The following is a 15,459-nucleotide window of genomic DNA, read 5'->3' as shown; positions in this document are numbered from 1 at the left end:
GTCAAAGCATTTGTTAGGTTTTTTACCCATTACTCAGCACTTTGCTATCTCAGTCCGTTCAAAAACTACGGAGAGATTATTGGCTGGCATTTCGTAAATCTGTTTCAAGACAAGATGCTCGGTTTGAGCGACGGCTATAACATCATCCAAGTTACGCACACCCCATTCTGAGTTTTGGGAACGTAAATATTCATCAAAGGCAGCATTACTTGGGGCTGTATGTTCTCCACCTTGTTTAAAAGGGCCGTATAAATATAAAATACCACCCACAGGTAAAATACGATTCGCCCCTGCCATCAGTCCTAAACAAGCTGACCAAGGTGAAATGTGAATCATATTAATATTGACGATGGCGACAATGGGCGAATTATTTAGCAATTGGGTTGTTGTTTCTTGCTCTAGCACCCACACAGTTTCTTTAGCATCCAGTTCCAATGGTGGATAAACATTTTGACATCCATAGTGTTCAGTCCAAGCAACTATACTTGCTCTGGCTTGGGGACTGACATCTGTTGGTAGCCACATCACATTTCTGAGTTGCGATGCAAAATAAACTGCGTGTTCACCTGTACCACTGGCAATTTCCAAGACTGTTCCACTTTTAGGTAATACTTTTAACAGTACTTCGAGAATTGGTTGGCGATTGCGCTCGGTAGCTGGGGCTGATTGTCTTGCATCTTGTGTTGTCATGCTTATGGTTTTAGTGGTTGATTTTACGGTTATTGTGGCAAGTTCAAGGTAAATTTTGCTCCTAGTATCAATTAACTTCTATACATGGGAATACTACGTTTAGAAGTTTTCTCGACTAAAAGTAGTATGGCTGCAACTCAATTTAGTATTCCCGGATATGTAGTTAGTGAGCAAATCTATGATGGGTTCAGAACTTTAGTTTACCGAGCGTTCAGAAAAACTGACAATTTACCTGTAGTCCTGAAACTCCTGAGAAATCCTTACCCCAGTTTTAGTGAAATTGTCCAATTTCGCAACCAGTATACAATAGCTAAAAATCTCAATCATCCTGGAATTATTCAAACTTATAGTCTGGAACAGTTTCAAAATAGCTATGTTTTGGTGATGGAAGATTTTGGGGGAATTTCCTTAACCGAATGGCGAAAGGGAATAAGCGGTGAATTTTTTGAGGAATTTTTGCAAATAGCGATCGCCCTCTGTAATATCTTAGATACACTTTACAAAAATCGGATTATTCATAAAGATATTAAACCCAGAAATATCTTAATTAACTCCACAACTAAACAAGTTAAGTTAATTGACTTTAGTATTGCATCTTTATTACCACGAGAAACTCAAACCCTAGTTAATCCCAACGTATTAGAAGGAACACTTGCTTACATTTCTCCAGAACAAACTGGGAGAATGAATCGCGGGGTTGATTATCGCGCAGATTTTTATTCCTTGGGTGTAACTTTTTATGAATTACTCACAGGTGAATTGCCATTTGTATCTGATGATGCAATGGAATTATTACATTGTCACATTGCCAAAACACCGACGGGATTAGGAACCAGAAAAGATATTCCCCAAGTTATTTCCAAGATTGTGATGAAATTGATGGCGAAAAACGCCGAAGATAGGTATCAAAGCGCATTGGGGCTAAAATTTGATTTAGAAAAATGTTTACACCAACTAAAAGAAACTGGTGAGATTCAAAGCTTTGAAATTGCTAGTCGGGATGTGTGCGATCGCTTCATGATTCCTGATCAACTTTATGGCAGAGAAACAGAAGTAAAAACTCTACTCCAAGCATTTGATAGAGTAAGCCTTGGTACAACCGAAATGATGCTTGTCGCTGGTTTCTCTGGAATTGGTAAAACAGCAGTAATCAACGAAGTCCATAAACCAATTGTTCGCCAACGTGGCTATTTTATCAAAGGTAAATATGACCAATTTCAACGGAATATTCCCTTCAGTGCCTTTGTGCAAGCATTCCGTGATTTAATGGGGCAATTACTCTCAGAATCAAATGCACAATTGCAAACTTGGAAAATCAAAATTTTAGAAGTTGTCGGCGAAAACGGACAAGTTTTAATTGATGTCATTCCTGAATTAGAACGCATTATTGGCGCACAAGCACCTGCTACAGAACTATCAGGAACTGCTGCGGAAAATAGATTTAATTTGCTATTGCAAAAGTTTGTGAAAGTTTTCACTCATCCAGAACATCCCTTAGTGATATTTTTAGATGATTTGCAATGGGCAGACTCCGCATCACTGAAATCGCTACAATTGTTGATGCAAGATACAAAACATTTATTGCTCTTGGGAGCATATCGAGATAATGAAGTATCACCAACTCACCCATTTATCTTGACTGTAGATGAGCTAAAAAAATCTGGCGCAGTCATCAATAAAATTATCCTCCAAGCCTTAAGCGAAACTAATCTCAATCATTTAGTTGCAGATACACTCAATTGTGAATCATCACTTGCCCAACCTTTGACAACATTAATCTATCAAAAAACCAAAGGTAATCCTTTTTTTGCTACCCAGTTTCTCAAAGCCTTAAATAACGAAAACTTGATTACATTTGACTTGGAATATCGTCATTGGCAGTGTGATATTGCTCAAGTGAAAGCTTTAGCAATTACTGATGATGTAGTAGAATTTATGTCACTGCAATTGCAGAAGTTTCCCCAGCAAACTCAAAATATTCTCAAGTTAGCAGCTTGTATTGGGGCGCAGTTTGATTTGCAGACATTGGCAATTATTTCGGAACAAACACCAGAAACAACGGCGGCAGATTTATGGAAAGCTTTGCAAGCAGGATTAATCATTCCCAATACAGAGATTTATAAATTCTTTGTTCAATATGAATATATTTCTGGTAGTTATGCAGCAGCTAATCCAGTTTATCGCTTTTTACATGACCGAGTTCAACAAGCAGCTTATTCCCTGATTCCTGATAATCAAAAGCAAGTCACACATCTCAAGATTGGACAGTTACTGCTGCAAAATTCTGCCGCCATAGAACGAGAAGAAAAACTGTTTGATATTGTGGGACATTTAAACCAAGGACAAGCATTAATTAATCAACCACAGGAACGAGAAGCTTTAGCAGAACTTAACTTGCAAGCTGGGAATAAAGCCCGACATTCAACCGCTTACACCGCCGCTAGAGAATACTTTCAGACTGGTATTGACTTATTAGAGGTTAATTGTTGGCAAAGTCAGTATAAATTAGCTTTGAATTTATATATAGCTGCAACGGAAGCCAGTTATTTGAATGGTGATTTTGATGGTATGGAACAACTTGCAGCCTTAGTATTGCAGCAGGCACAGAGCATTGTTGACAAAGTTAAAATCTACGAAATTCAAATTGCGGCATTAACAGCAAGTAGTCAAATATTAGCAGCGATCGCAGTCGGCAGAGAAGCTCTAGCCCAATTGGGAGTTGAATTACCCAGCCAAGTAGACGAAACTGAGATTGGCAAAGCTTTAGCAGCAGTTAACCAGCAACTCCAAGGACGAGAAATTGCTGCCCTGATTGACTTACCTCTGATGAGTGAACCTCAAGCTCAAGCTGCAATCCAGATATTAAGTATGTTGTTTCCACCAGTGTTACTGGGAATGCCTGGTTTAATGCCGATTCTCGGCGCAACAATGGTACGCTTATCCCTAGAGTTTGGCAATACTCCCGCCTCCATCCCTGGCTATGCAATTCATGGGATGGTGATGTGTGCCTTTTTTAGCGAAGTCGAAATCGGTTATGAATTTGGTAAATTATCCCTCTCCTTACTAGAGAAGTTGAATGCTCAAGGTATGAAGTGCATCACTCTTAATCTGTTTGGGGCTTTCATCCACCATCGCCGACAAGCACTGTTGAAAACGCTAATCATCCAGAAAGAAAGCTATCGGGCGGGGATGGAAACGGGCGATTTCCTGTACGCTGGCTATAGCATACAAGGGTATGCCTTTGGAGGGTTGTTCACAGGTTCTGAACTGAACGCTTTGGCGGCTGAATTAACTGCTTACAGTGCTGCTCTAGCTCAATTTAAGCAAGATTCGGCGCGAGTTTATCTGGATATGATACAGCAAACAGTGGCGCAATTTAGAGAAAAAGTGAGCCAACCCGATTGCTTAATTGGCACTTTCTATGATGAAACGGTGATGTTCCCGAAACATGAACAGGATAGGGATCTCACGGCGTTCGCTTTTACGTACAACTACAAACTGCTACTTGCCTACTCTTTTGGCAATTATCACGCTGCCCTCGAATATATCACCCAATTTAAGTTCTATTTAATGGCAGTATCAGGAATGGTTTTAGTTCCCCTGTTCCATTTCTATGCAGCCCTCACCCACCTCGCAGTTATTACCGCAGCACCAGAAGAAATGCTCACCGAGGTAGAAACCCATCAAAATATTCTGCACCAGTGGGCGCAAGATGCTCCCATGAATCATTTACATAAATGGCATTTAGTAGAGGCGGAAAAATTACGAGTTACTGGTGATAAATTAGCGGCGATAGAACATTACGAACAAGCCATTACCCTGGCGAAAACTCACAAATTTCTCAACGAAGAAGCCTTAGCCAACGAATTAGCTGCCAAATTTTATCTTGATTGGGGCAAAGAAAAAATCGCCCAAACCTACATGATGGAGGCTTATTACTGTTATGCGCGGTGGGGTGCAAAAGCCAAAGTTATCGATTTAGAAACCCGTTATCCCCAACTACTTCTAGCAATTCTGCACAAACAACAACCGACTTTCAAACCAACAGAAACAATCATTTCTATCTCCTCTCACACCATCCAAAGTTCCTCTCTGAGCAATACTAGCCTTTCACAAGCCCTCGATTTAGCAACTATTCTCAAAGCATTTCAATCTTTATCGAGTGAAATTGAGTTAGATAAATTACTCTCAACTTTACTTCAAGTAATCCTCGAAAATGCCGGAGCCGATAAATGTGCATTACTGATGCCAAAAGATGATTCTTGGGTAATTGAAGCATTATCTCAATTTCAAAAACCTGCCATTGTTTTACGCTCTTTACCCTTTGAGAAAATAGTCCCAGTTACTTTAATTAATCGGGTGAAAAATACGCTGGCTGTCACTGTAATTGCCAATGCCATAGTCGAGCCAACTTTGCTTGCCGATCCTTATATTCTGCACCATGCACCCAAGAGTATTTTCTGTGCGCCAATCCTCAAACAAGGCAAATTGATTGGCATTTTATACTTAGAAAATAACTTAACAATGGGCGCATTTACCAGCGAACGCATTGAAATTCTCAACTTACTCTGCACTCAAGCCGCAATTTCTCTAGAAAACGCCAACCTATATCGTCAATTAGCAGATTATTCCCACAATCTCGAACAAAAAGTAGCAGAACGCACCCAAGAATTAACAGCCAAAGCTACTCAGCTAGAATTAACACTCAATCAACTTTACTCAACTCAATCCCAACTCATTCAAGCTGAAAAAATGTCTAGCTTAGGACAATTAGTTGCTGGAATTGCCCATGAAATTAATAATCCAGTTAACTTTATTTATGGTAACTTACAACCAGCCAGTGAATATGTAGAATCCTTAATTGAATTAAATAACTTATATCAGCAACTTTATCCCCAACCATTGCCAGAGATTGCTAATAAAATCGCCGATGTTGAACTAGAGTTTCTCATTCCAGATTTACAGAATCTTCTGTCATCCATGAAAATAGGAGCAAGCCGTATTAGTGAAATTGTACAGTCACTGCGAAACTTTGCCCGTTTGGATGAAGCAGAAATAAAACCAGTAGATATCCACACTGGTATTGATAGTACGCTGTTGATTTTACAGCATAGATTTCAGATGAATAGCCAACATCCAGAGATTCAAGTAATTAAAAAATATGGGAAATTACCTTTAGTTAATTGTTATGCTTCTGCTCTTAATCAAGTGTTAATGAATATCATTAATAACGCCATTGATGCGCTAGAGATGAATCCCAATCCTCAAATTATCATCCAAACTGAGTTGATCAATGACAAAAAGGCAGTGATCAAGATTAAAGACAACGGGATAGGAATTAGTAAGTCTGTACAGTCTCAAATATTTAACCCATTCTTCACGACAAAATGTGTAGGTCGTGGTACAGGTTTAGGGCTATCAACTAGTTATTCGATTGTGGTAGAAAAACATGGCGGTCAATTAAGTTGTATTTCCGCACCAGGAGAGGGGGCAGAGTTTATCATTGAAATTCCTGTATTGGAATATTTTTAAAATTTAAATGAAACCATTTATTGGATAAAATCTGATACCAAATTGAAGAATGATTGCGACAAATAAATTGCCCAAAAGCTTACCAGTAAAGCCTGTCTCAATCCAAAATCTGTCTTGAAAAGTTTGCTCAAGTCGGGGAACCCGCCCACGCAACTTTTCGCAAAATCTAAAATCCAAAATGGTATGAGTTGGTGTCAAAATCAAAATGTAAAAATCTGATATAAGAGAATGAAAGAATTATTAAGATATTAAAAACCTCAATCAACAAATTGAAAGAAAAATCAAAAATAATCCACTCATAACTCCTTACTCATAACTCATCATACTTTCCTCCCCGCAGGGTCTTGGTTATCTTGCTTCACAAATGGGCATCATAAATTATCTATCTTGAATCTGTTACAGATGCCTATGTCCGTCTTATCGTTCTGGCAATCTTCCTCATCAGGGAAAAAACCTGTCGGAGATTCGCCCCTCAGCGCCAAATCTGGTAAAGCTTCGCGCAGCTTGTTAGCTAAGGTCATTGTGGGTGGTACTACTTTATTTGTAGTTGTTGGTGCTTATTTTAGCTATCAAACCCTGCGAAGTGTTATGCTCGGCAATCTCAAGAATCAAGTGCTGTCAGAGGTGAAACAGAGTGGAGATGAGATTGATCACTGGCTGGCAATTCTCAAGGTGAGAGTTGATATGTTGGCGAACACGGATTTAGTGCGCTCCGTGGATTGGTCGATCGCTAGTAAATATTTAAAGGCAGAAGACGAGCGACTTGAGGATTTTTCCCTGTTTGGTTTAACCACACCAGATGGATGGCGAGAGAGTACAGTCCCCAATAGTAAGCGGGCAAGTGTTACAGATAGACGCTGGTTTCAAAGGTCGATCGCTGGCTATGTTCATGTCGGCGATCCCATGATTGCGAGAGCGAATGGTGTGTCATCAGTTCCTATCTCCGTTCCTATCCGCAAAGATGGCAATCCATCGAGTCCCCCCATCGGCGTAGTACATGGTAGTGTTGCTGTCGATCGCATCAAGGATGTCACAGAAAAACTCAAATACGGCAACAATAGCTATGCTTTTACCCTCAACTCCGCCGGACAAGCCATCATCCATCCTAACCCTGACTTCATGACTACGATTGAAAAACCAGGGATCAAATTGATTGATGCGACAGATCCGGGTTTAGCTGCGATCGCCAAAAAGATGGTCAATCGCCAACAAGGTATAGAATTAGTCAACATCGACAAAACTGTTAAATATGTAGCGTTTCTCCCCTTCAAAGAAGCTAACTGGTCGGTAGCACTGGTAATTCCCCGCGAAAATATTGAATCTCAGCTAAAACTCCTCGATATCATCGCTTTTGCCGTCTTAGCCTTGGCAGGTGCATTAATTGGGGTGTTGGTTTATGTCCAATCTACAGAACAAGCCCAACTCAAACAATCAAAAGCCTTAGCCGATGCAGCCAAAGAAATTGCTGACAGTGCCAACAATGCCAAAAGTGAATTTCTTGCCAACATGAGTCATGAACTCCGCACGCCGTTGAATGGGATTCTCGGCTATGCCCAAATTCTCGGACGTTCCAAAGCCTTACCAGAAAAGGAACGTCAGGGAGTCAACATTATCCACCAGTGCGGGACTCATTTGCTGACACTGATTAACGATATTTTGGATCTTTCCAAAATCGAAGCACGAAAACTGGAACTTGCGCCCCAAGCTTTTCACTTACCGTCTTTTTTGCAAGGTGTGGTGGAAATTTGCCAAATTCGGGCGCAGCAGAAAGGCATTGAGTTTCACTACGAACCGGATGCTGATTTACCCTTGGGTATTAGTGCTGATGAAAAACGCCTGCGCCAAGTCTTGATTAACTTACTAGGTAATGGCATTAAGTTTACCGATCGCGGTAGTGTCACACTACAAGTTCACCGCATTGGGCAAGATTCCGACAATAGCACTAAACTGCGCTTTAGCATTGTCGATACTGGAGTGGGGATTGCCACCGCAGATATCAATAAACTCTTCCAAACCTTTGAACAAGTAGGAGATCAAAAGCGGAAAGTCGAAGGTACAGGGCTGGGATTAGCCATTAGCCAACAGCTTGTACAGTTAATGGGTGGACAAATTAAAGTCAAGAGTCAGCTTGATGCGGGTAGCGAATTTTCTTTTGAGATTGTTCTGCCTTTAGCCAGTGATTGGAGTCAACAGCAGACAGCATCGCTAGGTAAAATTATTGGCTACGAAGGCCGACAGCAGCATATTTTAGTGGTAGACGATCGCTGGGAAAATCGCGCCGTTTTAATGAATCTGCTAACGCCACTAGGATTCATCATCACCGAAGCCGAACACGGACAAGCTGCTTTAGACAAACTCCAGCAACATCTCCCTGATATTGTTATTACTGACTTAGTGATGCCTGTAATGGATGGTTTTGAACTGCTGCGCCGGATTCGGGAACAGGAACAATTGCGTTTGCTCAAAGTGCTTGTCTCTTCCGCCTCCGTTGCTCAAATCGATCAACAAATGAGTATTGATGCTGGTGGCGATGATTTCCTTGCCAAACCAGTGCAAGTCAATGATTTATTTAGACTACTGGAAAAACATCTGCAACTCACTTGGAAAACTGAAGATACTCCCGATCAATCAGCAGATGAACCGCAAGCAACAGAACTAATTCCACCCCCTCCAGAGAGTCTCCAGGCTTGGTTAGAACTTGTGCAGGAAGGGCGATTGAAAAAGCTGATCACAGCAGCCGAACAACTGGAACAACAAAATCATCAATACAAACCCTTCACCCAGAAAATTATTCAACTGGCAAAACAGTTCCAAAGCGAACAACTGGAACAATTCATTCAGCAGTATCTTGCTTAAAAGCAGAATTATCAGACTTTGAGCTATCAACAATTTCCCAACTTCAGTAGTGACTAAAGGCTGACTATATTTACGTCCAAACTTCCAAAATGATGTACACACCGCCAATATCTACCATCACTGGTTTAGTTTTAATTGTTGATGATACCCCCTCCAATCTAGAGGTAGTTTCCGAGACTCTGGGGGATGCAGGCTTTGATATAGCTATAGCAACCAGTGGCGATCGCGCCCTCCAACAAATCGAACGCCGTCTTCCTGACTTGATCTTACTAGATGTGATGATGCCGGGAATCGATGGCTTTGAGACTTGCCAACGGTTGAAAGCCAATGAGCGCACCCGCCATATCCCAATCATTTTTATGACTGCTCTTTCCGACGGTGAAAGCAAAGTTAAGGCATTAGAACTAGGAGCCGTAGATTATATAGTCAAGCCCTTCTATGAAAAAGAAGTTTTGGCAAGAGTTAGTACCCATTTGCAACTATCTCAACTCACCAAAAACCTTGCAGCCCAAGTCACCCAAAAAGCAGCAGAACTAGAAGCATCTCAACTGCAACTGATTCAAAATGAAAAAATGTCTGCCCTCGGTAATCTCATCGCTGGGGTAGCCCATGAAATTAATAATCCGATCAGCGCAATTGTGGGCAATGTCGATGCAGTGCAAGATTATCTGAATGACTTATTAGGTATTATCGATCTCTATGCACAGACATTCCCCCAACCTGGTGCAGAAATTGAAGATGAACTGACAGCAGTCGATTTAGATTACCTCCGAGAAGATTTACCCAAACTCATTCGGGCGATGAAAGATGGAGGCGATCGCATTACATCTATCAGTCAAAGTCTGCGAATTTTTTCGCGTGCGGATAGCGACACCAAACAATCTTTTAATATCCACCAAGGCATTGATAGCACTATTTTAATTCTCCAACATCGCCTCAAAGCAAACGAACAACGTCCGGCAATTATCGTAATTAATAACTATGATAATTTGCCTGAAGTTGAATGTTTTCCGGGTCAACTGAATCAGGTATTTATGAATATATTGGCTAATGCCATTGATGCTTTAGATGAATCCAGTCAAGGACGAAGTTTTGCAGAAATTCAAGCTAATCCCAACAGTATTAAAATTACTACATCAATCAATAATCACTATGTAAAAATCTCCATTGCTGATAATGCTAAAGGGATGAGTGAAGCGGTTAAACAAAAAATATTTGACCATTTATATACTACTAAACCAGTAGGTAAAGGTACAGGTTTAGGTTTGGCTATAGCAAAACAAATTGTTGAACAAACTCACAAAGGACAATTAAGTTGTCATTCTATCCTTGGTCAAGGTACTGAGTTTATTATTGAAATACCTGTTTAATATGTTTGTAAAAATCCAGAATCAGAATTGTAAGAATTCAGCACCCAGGAGTCAGAATTCAGAATTTATCAGGACTGTTATGTAACTAGGATATTCATTGACCCAATCTTATCCTAATTCTTTAACCTTCTGAATCCTGAATTATTACTCAGAATTTAAAAGTAATCCAGTAGGGTTAATTTATTGATTGATAAAAATCCAACTAATCATTCAATATTCTGACTCTTGAATTTTTACATTCACTATAGCAGTCCTAAATCATTTGTGAACAACGAGATCCCCGACTTCTCAAAGAAGTCGGGGATCTGAGCCTCTCAATTTTTACAAATCACATAGGATTGGTATAACAGAATAAATCTTATAAAGCAAATTTACTCATTTTTAAGATATATTGATAAAGCTCATCAAGTACCTCATAAGCAGCCAGAATATTTAATCCGCGCCAGACAGAAAAATCTACTAAATATACTTGATTTTGCTGCACAGCTTTGAGTTTCGACCATATAGGTTTTTGTTGTAGTTTCTGAATTACAGAGTTATCATCTTTGCGTAGAGGCGCAATAAATAAAATATCACTGTCAATCTTAGGTAAAAGTTCCTCGGAGATGGCTAAATCCAAGTCACCTGATTCTGCAAAAATTGGATTTAATATGCCAATATCAGCCAAAATTTTGCCAGCAAAAGATTGTTTCCGAGTAATTACTAATTGCCCAGCCGCCACATAAGCAAATGATATCCGAAGTTCTTGCTGCTCATGATTAATTATCTGCTTTAAGTTATTAATCCGTTGATTATATTCACCCATCAATTCTGTAGCTGTCTGCGTTCTTTGCAGAAAATTTGCCATATCTTGGATATGTTGTTGCCAATTTCCTTTAGTTTCTATCCAAGGTAAAACTACTGTAGGTGCAATTTTGGAAGTATATTGATAAATTCTATTAAAGAATGGTTGAGACACAACTATAATTAAGTCAGGACGTAGCAAGAGCAGTTTTTCTAAATTAATTTGACCACTGGAACTGCGAATGATTTCTACTCCATCTGCTTTTCCTTGAAAGTAATCAAAGTCACTCTCGATTTCATTGGTGATCCAAGTTGCGATCGGCTTGACATCTAAAGCTAGAACAGCAGCAAAACTATTAAAATCTAAGGTAACAATTCGTTTTGGGTTGAGGGGAATACAACTTTCTCCCTTGACATGCTGAACTACTCGACATGGGACACTTTTTTGCAAAGAGTTGGAGTTGCTAACTTTTGGAATGACACTTTGACTAACAGCCCAAACCAGTGTACATATCAAAATCCCGCATAAAAATAGAGCAATAAAGTGACGTGAAATCAATTTCATAAATTTTCGCTGAATACCACAAGATGAGTAAACATCTTCAGAAGTAATTAAAATTCAGGAGTCAGAATTCAGAATTACAATCAGCATTGAGCAGAATTTGACTCAATTTCCCAACATACTGACTCCTGAGTTTTGACAAATTCAATTATCAAAAAGTCCAAGAAATAGTTCCTTGAACTGTCAATGGCTCACCATAGGAGACTCGTAAACTATTGAAAGAATTTTCAAAATAGTTTACGTCAAAGAGGTTTCTAATATTGATTGCCGCACGGAATCCGTCTTGTTTGTAAAAGACAGCAGCATTAGTTGTTACATAGCTGGGGACTTCAAATGTATTCCCAGTATCACCCGCACGCTCGCCCACATAAAACAATCCTAAGCCAAAGCCTAAACCCTGCAAATTGCCTCGTTGAATTTCGTAGGTTGTCCATAAACTAGCAGCATGAGGAGTGGTCTGAAGTACACGATTACCAACAGGAATGCTATTATCTGCTGTCACACGGGCATCGTTGTAGGCATAACTAGCAAAGACATTCCATCCCGGTAAAATTTCCCCAGCAATGCTGAATTCTAGACCTTGGCTACGCTGTTCTCCAGTTTGAATCGAGAAGTCGACATTATCGGGATCGTCAGTTAACACATTCGATTGGGTAATGTCATAAAAAGCTAGGGTAGTTGAAAGCCGACTATTCAAATCTGCTTTTACCCCAACCTCGTACTGTGTACCCCTTGTAGGCTCAAATTCCCTACCGTCAAAGGCTCTACCAATCGCTGGTTCAAAGGAGCGACTATAGTTGGCATATAGAGAAATCGGCTGGATTGGCTGATAGACAATGCCCACACGGGGACTCCACGCACTGACAGTTTGACTGGTTTCTGTATTCTCAAGAAAATTTTGGTCAGTTTGGGTGAAGACATCAAATCGGCCGCTTACGAGTAGCTTTAAATTGTCTGCGATCGCTACTTGATCTTGTAGGACAATCCCAAGCTCGTCAGTTACCCTCTTGGTATCTATCTCACGGGGAGCATCTCCACGCGCTTGACCGTAAACAGGATTAAAGATATCAATGGGTGCGCCTGATCTGCCTGTAAATTTTAAGGTATTGTTTAGCCTGCCTAAATCGACACCAAATAGTAATTGATGCTTGATGGAACCCGTCTCAAACTTACCAATTACATTCGTCGTCAACCTATAGTCACGATACCGATCATTAAAATCGTTGGATGTTCTCAGGAGTGTCCGATTATCAGCTAAAAGTTGAGTCCCGATATTGACCCCAGAAGCATCATAGTTAACATACCCATATCGGAAAGTATTATTAATCGACCAATTCTCATTAAACTTATGCTCTAAGCGATATCCAATCCTGGCATTTGTCACATCCAGTTCGCCTTCATTTGTAATCAGGCTCCGGGATATCTCACCATTAGGATTTGCCAAGATTGTTCCCCGCGCAGGTAAGCCTAAATTATAGTCTTCTTGCTCTAGATACTTGTAAGTTGCTAAGATACTCAGATTTGTATTCTCACCCAGTGCCAAACTCAAAACAGGTGCAATTACTAAGTTTCTTGTTTGGCTACGGTCAGTGAAAAACCCTTGATTGCGATAAGATGCGTTCAACCGATATAGAGCCTTCTTATCTTCGTCCAATGGCCCAGACAAATCAATCTCACCACGATAAAAGTCAAAACTACCTACAGTTGCTTCAACAAAATAGTAAGGATCTGGTAAAGGCTGTTTTGAAACAAAGTTGACTGTTCCCCCTGGAGATGTTGTCCCGAATAAAACCGAGTTTGGCCCTTGCAAAACTTCGATTCTTTCAATTCCTGTCAGATCAGGCCCAATGTTAGCGCCTACACCATTTGTTGAACCTTCTCTAATGCCATCAAGATTAGGTTGGCTCAAGAATCCTCGGACTCGCAATCTTAACGAGTCAAAGTTAGAAGGTGCGGAGTTACGCACACTTGGAGCATTCAAAAGCGCAGTAGAAGTATCAGCCCGTTGATCCCGCAATACTTCTTGCGGAATAATCTGAATCGATTGGGGAATATCTCGCAGTGGTGTATCTGTCCGCGTCACCGTACTCGCTTCCGGTACACGATATCTATCTTGTTCTCCCGTGACTACCAACTCAATAGGTTCATCTGGTGGTGCTGATGGTGTTTCTGAAGGAGTTTCTGATGGTGTTTCACTGGCTGGCTGTTCTGGGGCTGGCTGTGTTTCGCTGGGTTGCATTGCTGTTGTTGTCGATGCTACAGCAAAAATCAAACCTGTATTATCATCAAACAACTCAACTGTCGGGGCTACTGTCTCTCCTACCACAGTCACGCGCACAGTGTTGGCATCAATATTTGTAACTGTTATTTCCGTAATTTCTGCTAGAGGTTTATCGGAGCGAAATGTGTAAGCATCTCCCGATGGTAAACGCAACTGAGCATTAGGAATATCTGCAATAAAATTATTCCCGCTACTACGATTGACAACTTGCAGTTGTTCTCCAGCAGTAGTCTCTAAAATGATCTCCACACCTTTATCTGTGGGAGTTGCTTTGACTCCTGTAATTGGTACAACTTGAGCCTGAGTGCTGGGTTCTGGATTTGTAGGGGTGGTTGGTGTTTGTACCAACATCCAGGCGTTAGTCCCAGGTAGTTTAATTTCGCTCAGTTGGGGAATATTGTTCGTTAATTTTTCATCTCTCAACTGTTCTCCCTTGAGAGCTAAGGGTTGGACTATTCCATCTTCTTCTACGTCCTCGGCTTTAACGGCAGTGCCAATCAAACAAACAATCGCACTTGTCAGCAAAAGGCTGCGAAATAATTGGTCTATTTTCATTGATGTCCCCATACCTAATAAAATCACCTGCTCGTTACCGAAGACGAACAGCAACTAGTGATAGTTATTGTCAACTAACTTAAGTGAGTTTAATCATAGTATGAAGTAATACAAAACACAAGATAGTAGCGAATTTATTTCAATTAGCAGTCTATTATCTGGTTACAAATCAGAACTTATGCTGATGTAGTATGCTTGCTTGATACACAGATTTAAATCATGCCAATTGCTACAGTTACTTTCTTTAGAGAGTATTAATTGGTTGTCAAACCACCAAAAATATTGGGATAAATATATATGGTGGACTAGCCAAGGAATTTGACTAAGCATCTAATTGCTGAATCGTCAAGCTTTCAATCTGCTACTCACAGGAATGTCTAAAATAGGTAAAAATGATGTTTGTCGTGGTTATTGATAATTAATTAATATAATAACCCTATTGCTAAAGCAATTAATTGTCGTTAAGTTGATAGATGTTAAGTGAAAGTAAATCTCAATAATATTGAGACTTATTTTTAGAAGAAGTCTTAGCGAATCATACTTTGAGTGCTGTTAGTGGTTGACTCAAGCAACAACTTAACCCTTGAGAGTTGTAACTAACATGGTGAATGTTTTCCTCTAACTCTGTTAAATTCATGGGGTTAATTGCAGAGTTTCAGGCTTGGAGTATGTTCTGCACGAAAACCGTTGTTAGTCGCTGTTCTTAGGGGGTGCTAGATGGGACGATTCCCAGGTGGGGTTAACTTGAGTCGAGTATTCCAGAAAATGAGCTAACCCTGGCTAAAGCTTGTAGTTTGCTCAGAGTTGGATATCGCCGTGATTGATTGTGT

6 protein-coding genes are annotated in these 15,459 nt (G+C 40.3%); 3 read left to right on the top strand and 3 right to left on the bottom strand.

Annotation, left to right across the window (positions count from 1 at the left end):
• Window positions 1-33: 33 nt before the first annotated feature.
• Complete coding sequence (locus H6G28_RS05970) at window positions 34-690, bottom strand: DUF938 domain-containing protein (protein WP_190669631.1); 657 nt, start codon at window positions 688-690, stop codon at window positions 34-36.
• Between the two features lie 126 nt (window positions 691-816).
• On the opposite strand from H6G28_RS05970, the gene H6G28_RS05965 reads away from it, so the two are divergent.
• The 3 genes from H6G28_RS05965 (at window position 817) to H6G28_RS05955 (ending at window position 10,448) form a co-directional block, all read left to right on the top strand.
• Complete coding sequence (locus H6G28_RS05965) at window positions 817-6,222, top strand: trifunctional serine/threonine-protein kinase/ATP-binding protein/sensor histidine kinase (RefSeq protein ID WP_190669751.1); 5,406 nt, start codon at window positions 817-819, stop codon at window positions 6,220-6,222.
• A 408-nt stretch (window positions 6,223-6,630) separates the two neighbouring features.
• Window positions 6,631-9,078, top strand: a complete 2,448-nt coding sequence (locus H6G28_RS05960; protein ID WP_397329151.1) for a hybrid sensor histidine kinase/response regulator — start codon at window positions 6,631-6,633, stop codon at window positions 9,076-9,078.
• An 89-nt stretch (window positions 9,079-9,167) separates the two neighbouring features.
• Complete coding sequence (locus H6G28_RS05955; protein WP_190588361.1) at window positions 9,168-10,448, top strand: sensor histidine kinase; 1,281 nt, start codon at window positions 9,168-9,170, stop codon at window positions 10,446-10,448.
• A 358-nt stretch (window positions 10,449-10,806) separates the two neighbouring features.
• Here H6G28_RS05955 and H6G28_RS05950 read toward each other — a convergent pair whose 3' ends face one another.
• The gene (locus H6G28_RS05950; RefSeq protein ID WP_190669627.1) at window positions 10,807-11,796 is read right to left on the bottom strand and encodes an iron-siderophore ABC transporter substrate-binding protein; all 990 of its coding nucleotides are present in this window, start codon (window positions 11,794-11,796) and stop codon (window positions 10,807-10,809) included.
• A 148-nt stretch (window positions 11,797-11,944) separates the two neighbouring features.
• Window positions 11,945-14,629, bottom strand: coding sequence for a TonB-dependent siderophore receptor (locus H6G28_RS05945; RefSeq protein WP_190669625.1), 2,685 nt, complete (start codon window positions 14,627-14,629; stop codon window positions 11,945-11,947).
• Window positions 14,630-15,459: the final 830 nt, after the last annotated feature.

It is taken from the genome of Nostoc sp. FACHB-190 (assembly GCF_014696905.1).
Lineage (GTDB): Bacteria > Cyanobacteriota > Cyanobacteriia > Cyanobacteriales > Nostocaceae > Nostoc_B.
This window is presented reverse-complemented; position numbering and strand designations above follow the sequence as displayed.

Coding starts and splice junctions, on each gene's coding strand:
- H6G28_RS05955 (WP_190588361.1), top strand. CDS start 9,168: ATGATGTACACACCGCCAATATCTACCATCACTGGTTTAGTTTTAATT.
- H6G28_RS05950 (WP_190669627.1), bottom strand. CDS start 11,796: ATGAAATTGATTTCACGTCACTTTATTGCTCTATTTTTATGCGGGATT.
- H6G28_RS05945 (WP_190669625.1), bottom strand. CDS start 14,629: ATGAAAATAGACCAATTATTTCGCAGCCTTTTGCTGACAAGTGCGATT.
- H6G28_RS05965 (WP_190669751.1), top strand. CDS start 817: ATGGCTGCAACTCAATTTAGTATTCCCGGATATGTAGTTAGTGAGCAA.
- H6G28_RS05960 (WP_397329151.1), top strand. CDS start 6,631: ATGTCCGTCTTATCGTTCTGGCAATCTTCCTCATCAGGGAAAAAACCT.
- H6G28_RS05970 (WP_190669631.1), bottom strand. CDS start 690: ATGACAACACAAGATGCAAGACAATCAGCCCCAGCTACCGAGCGCAAT.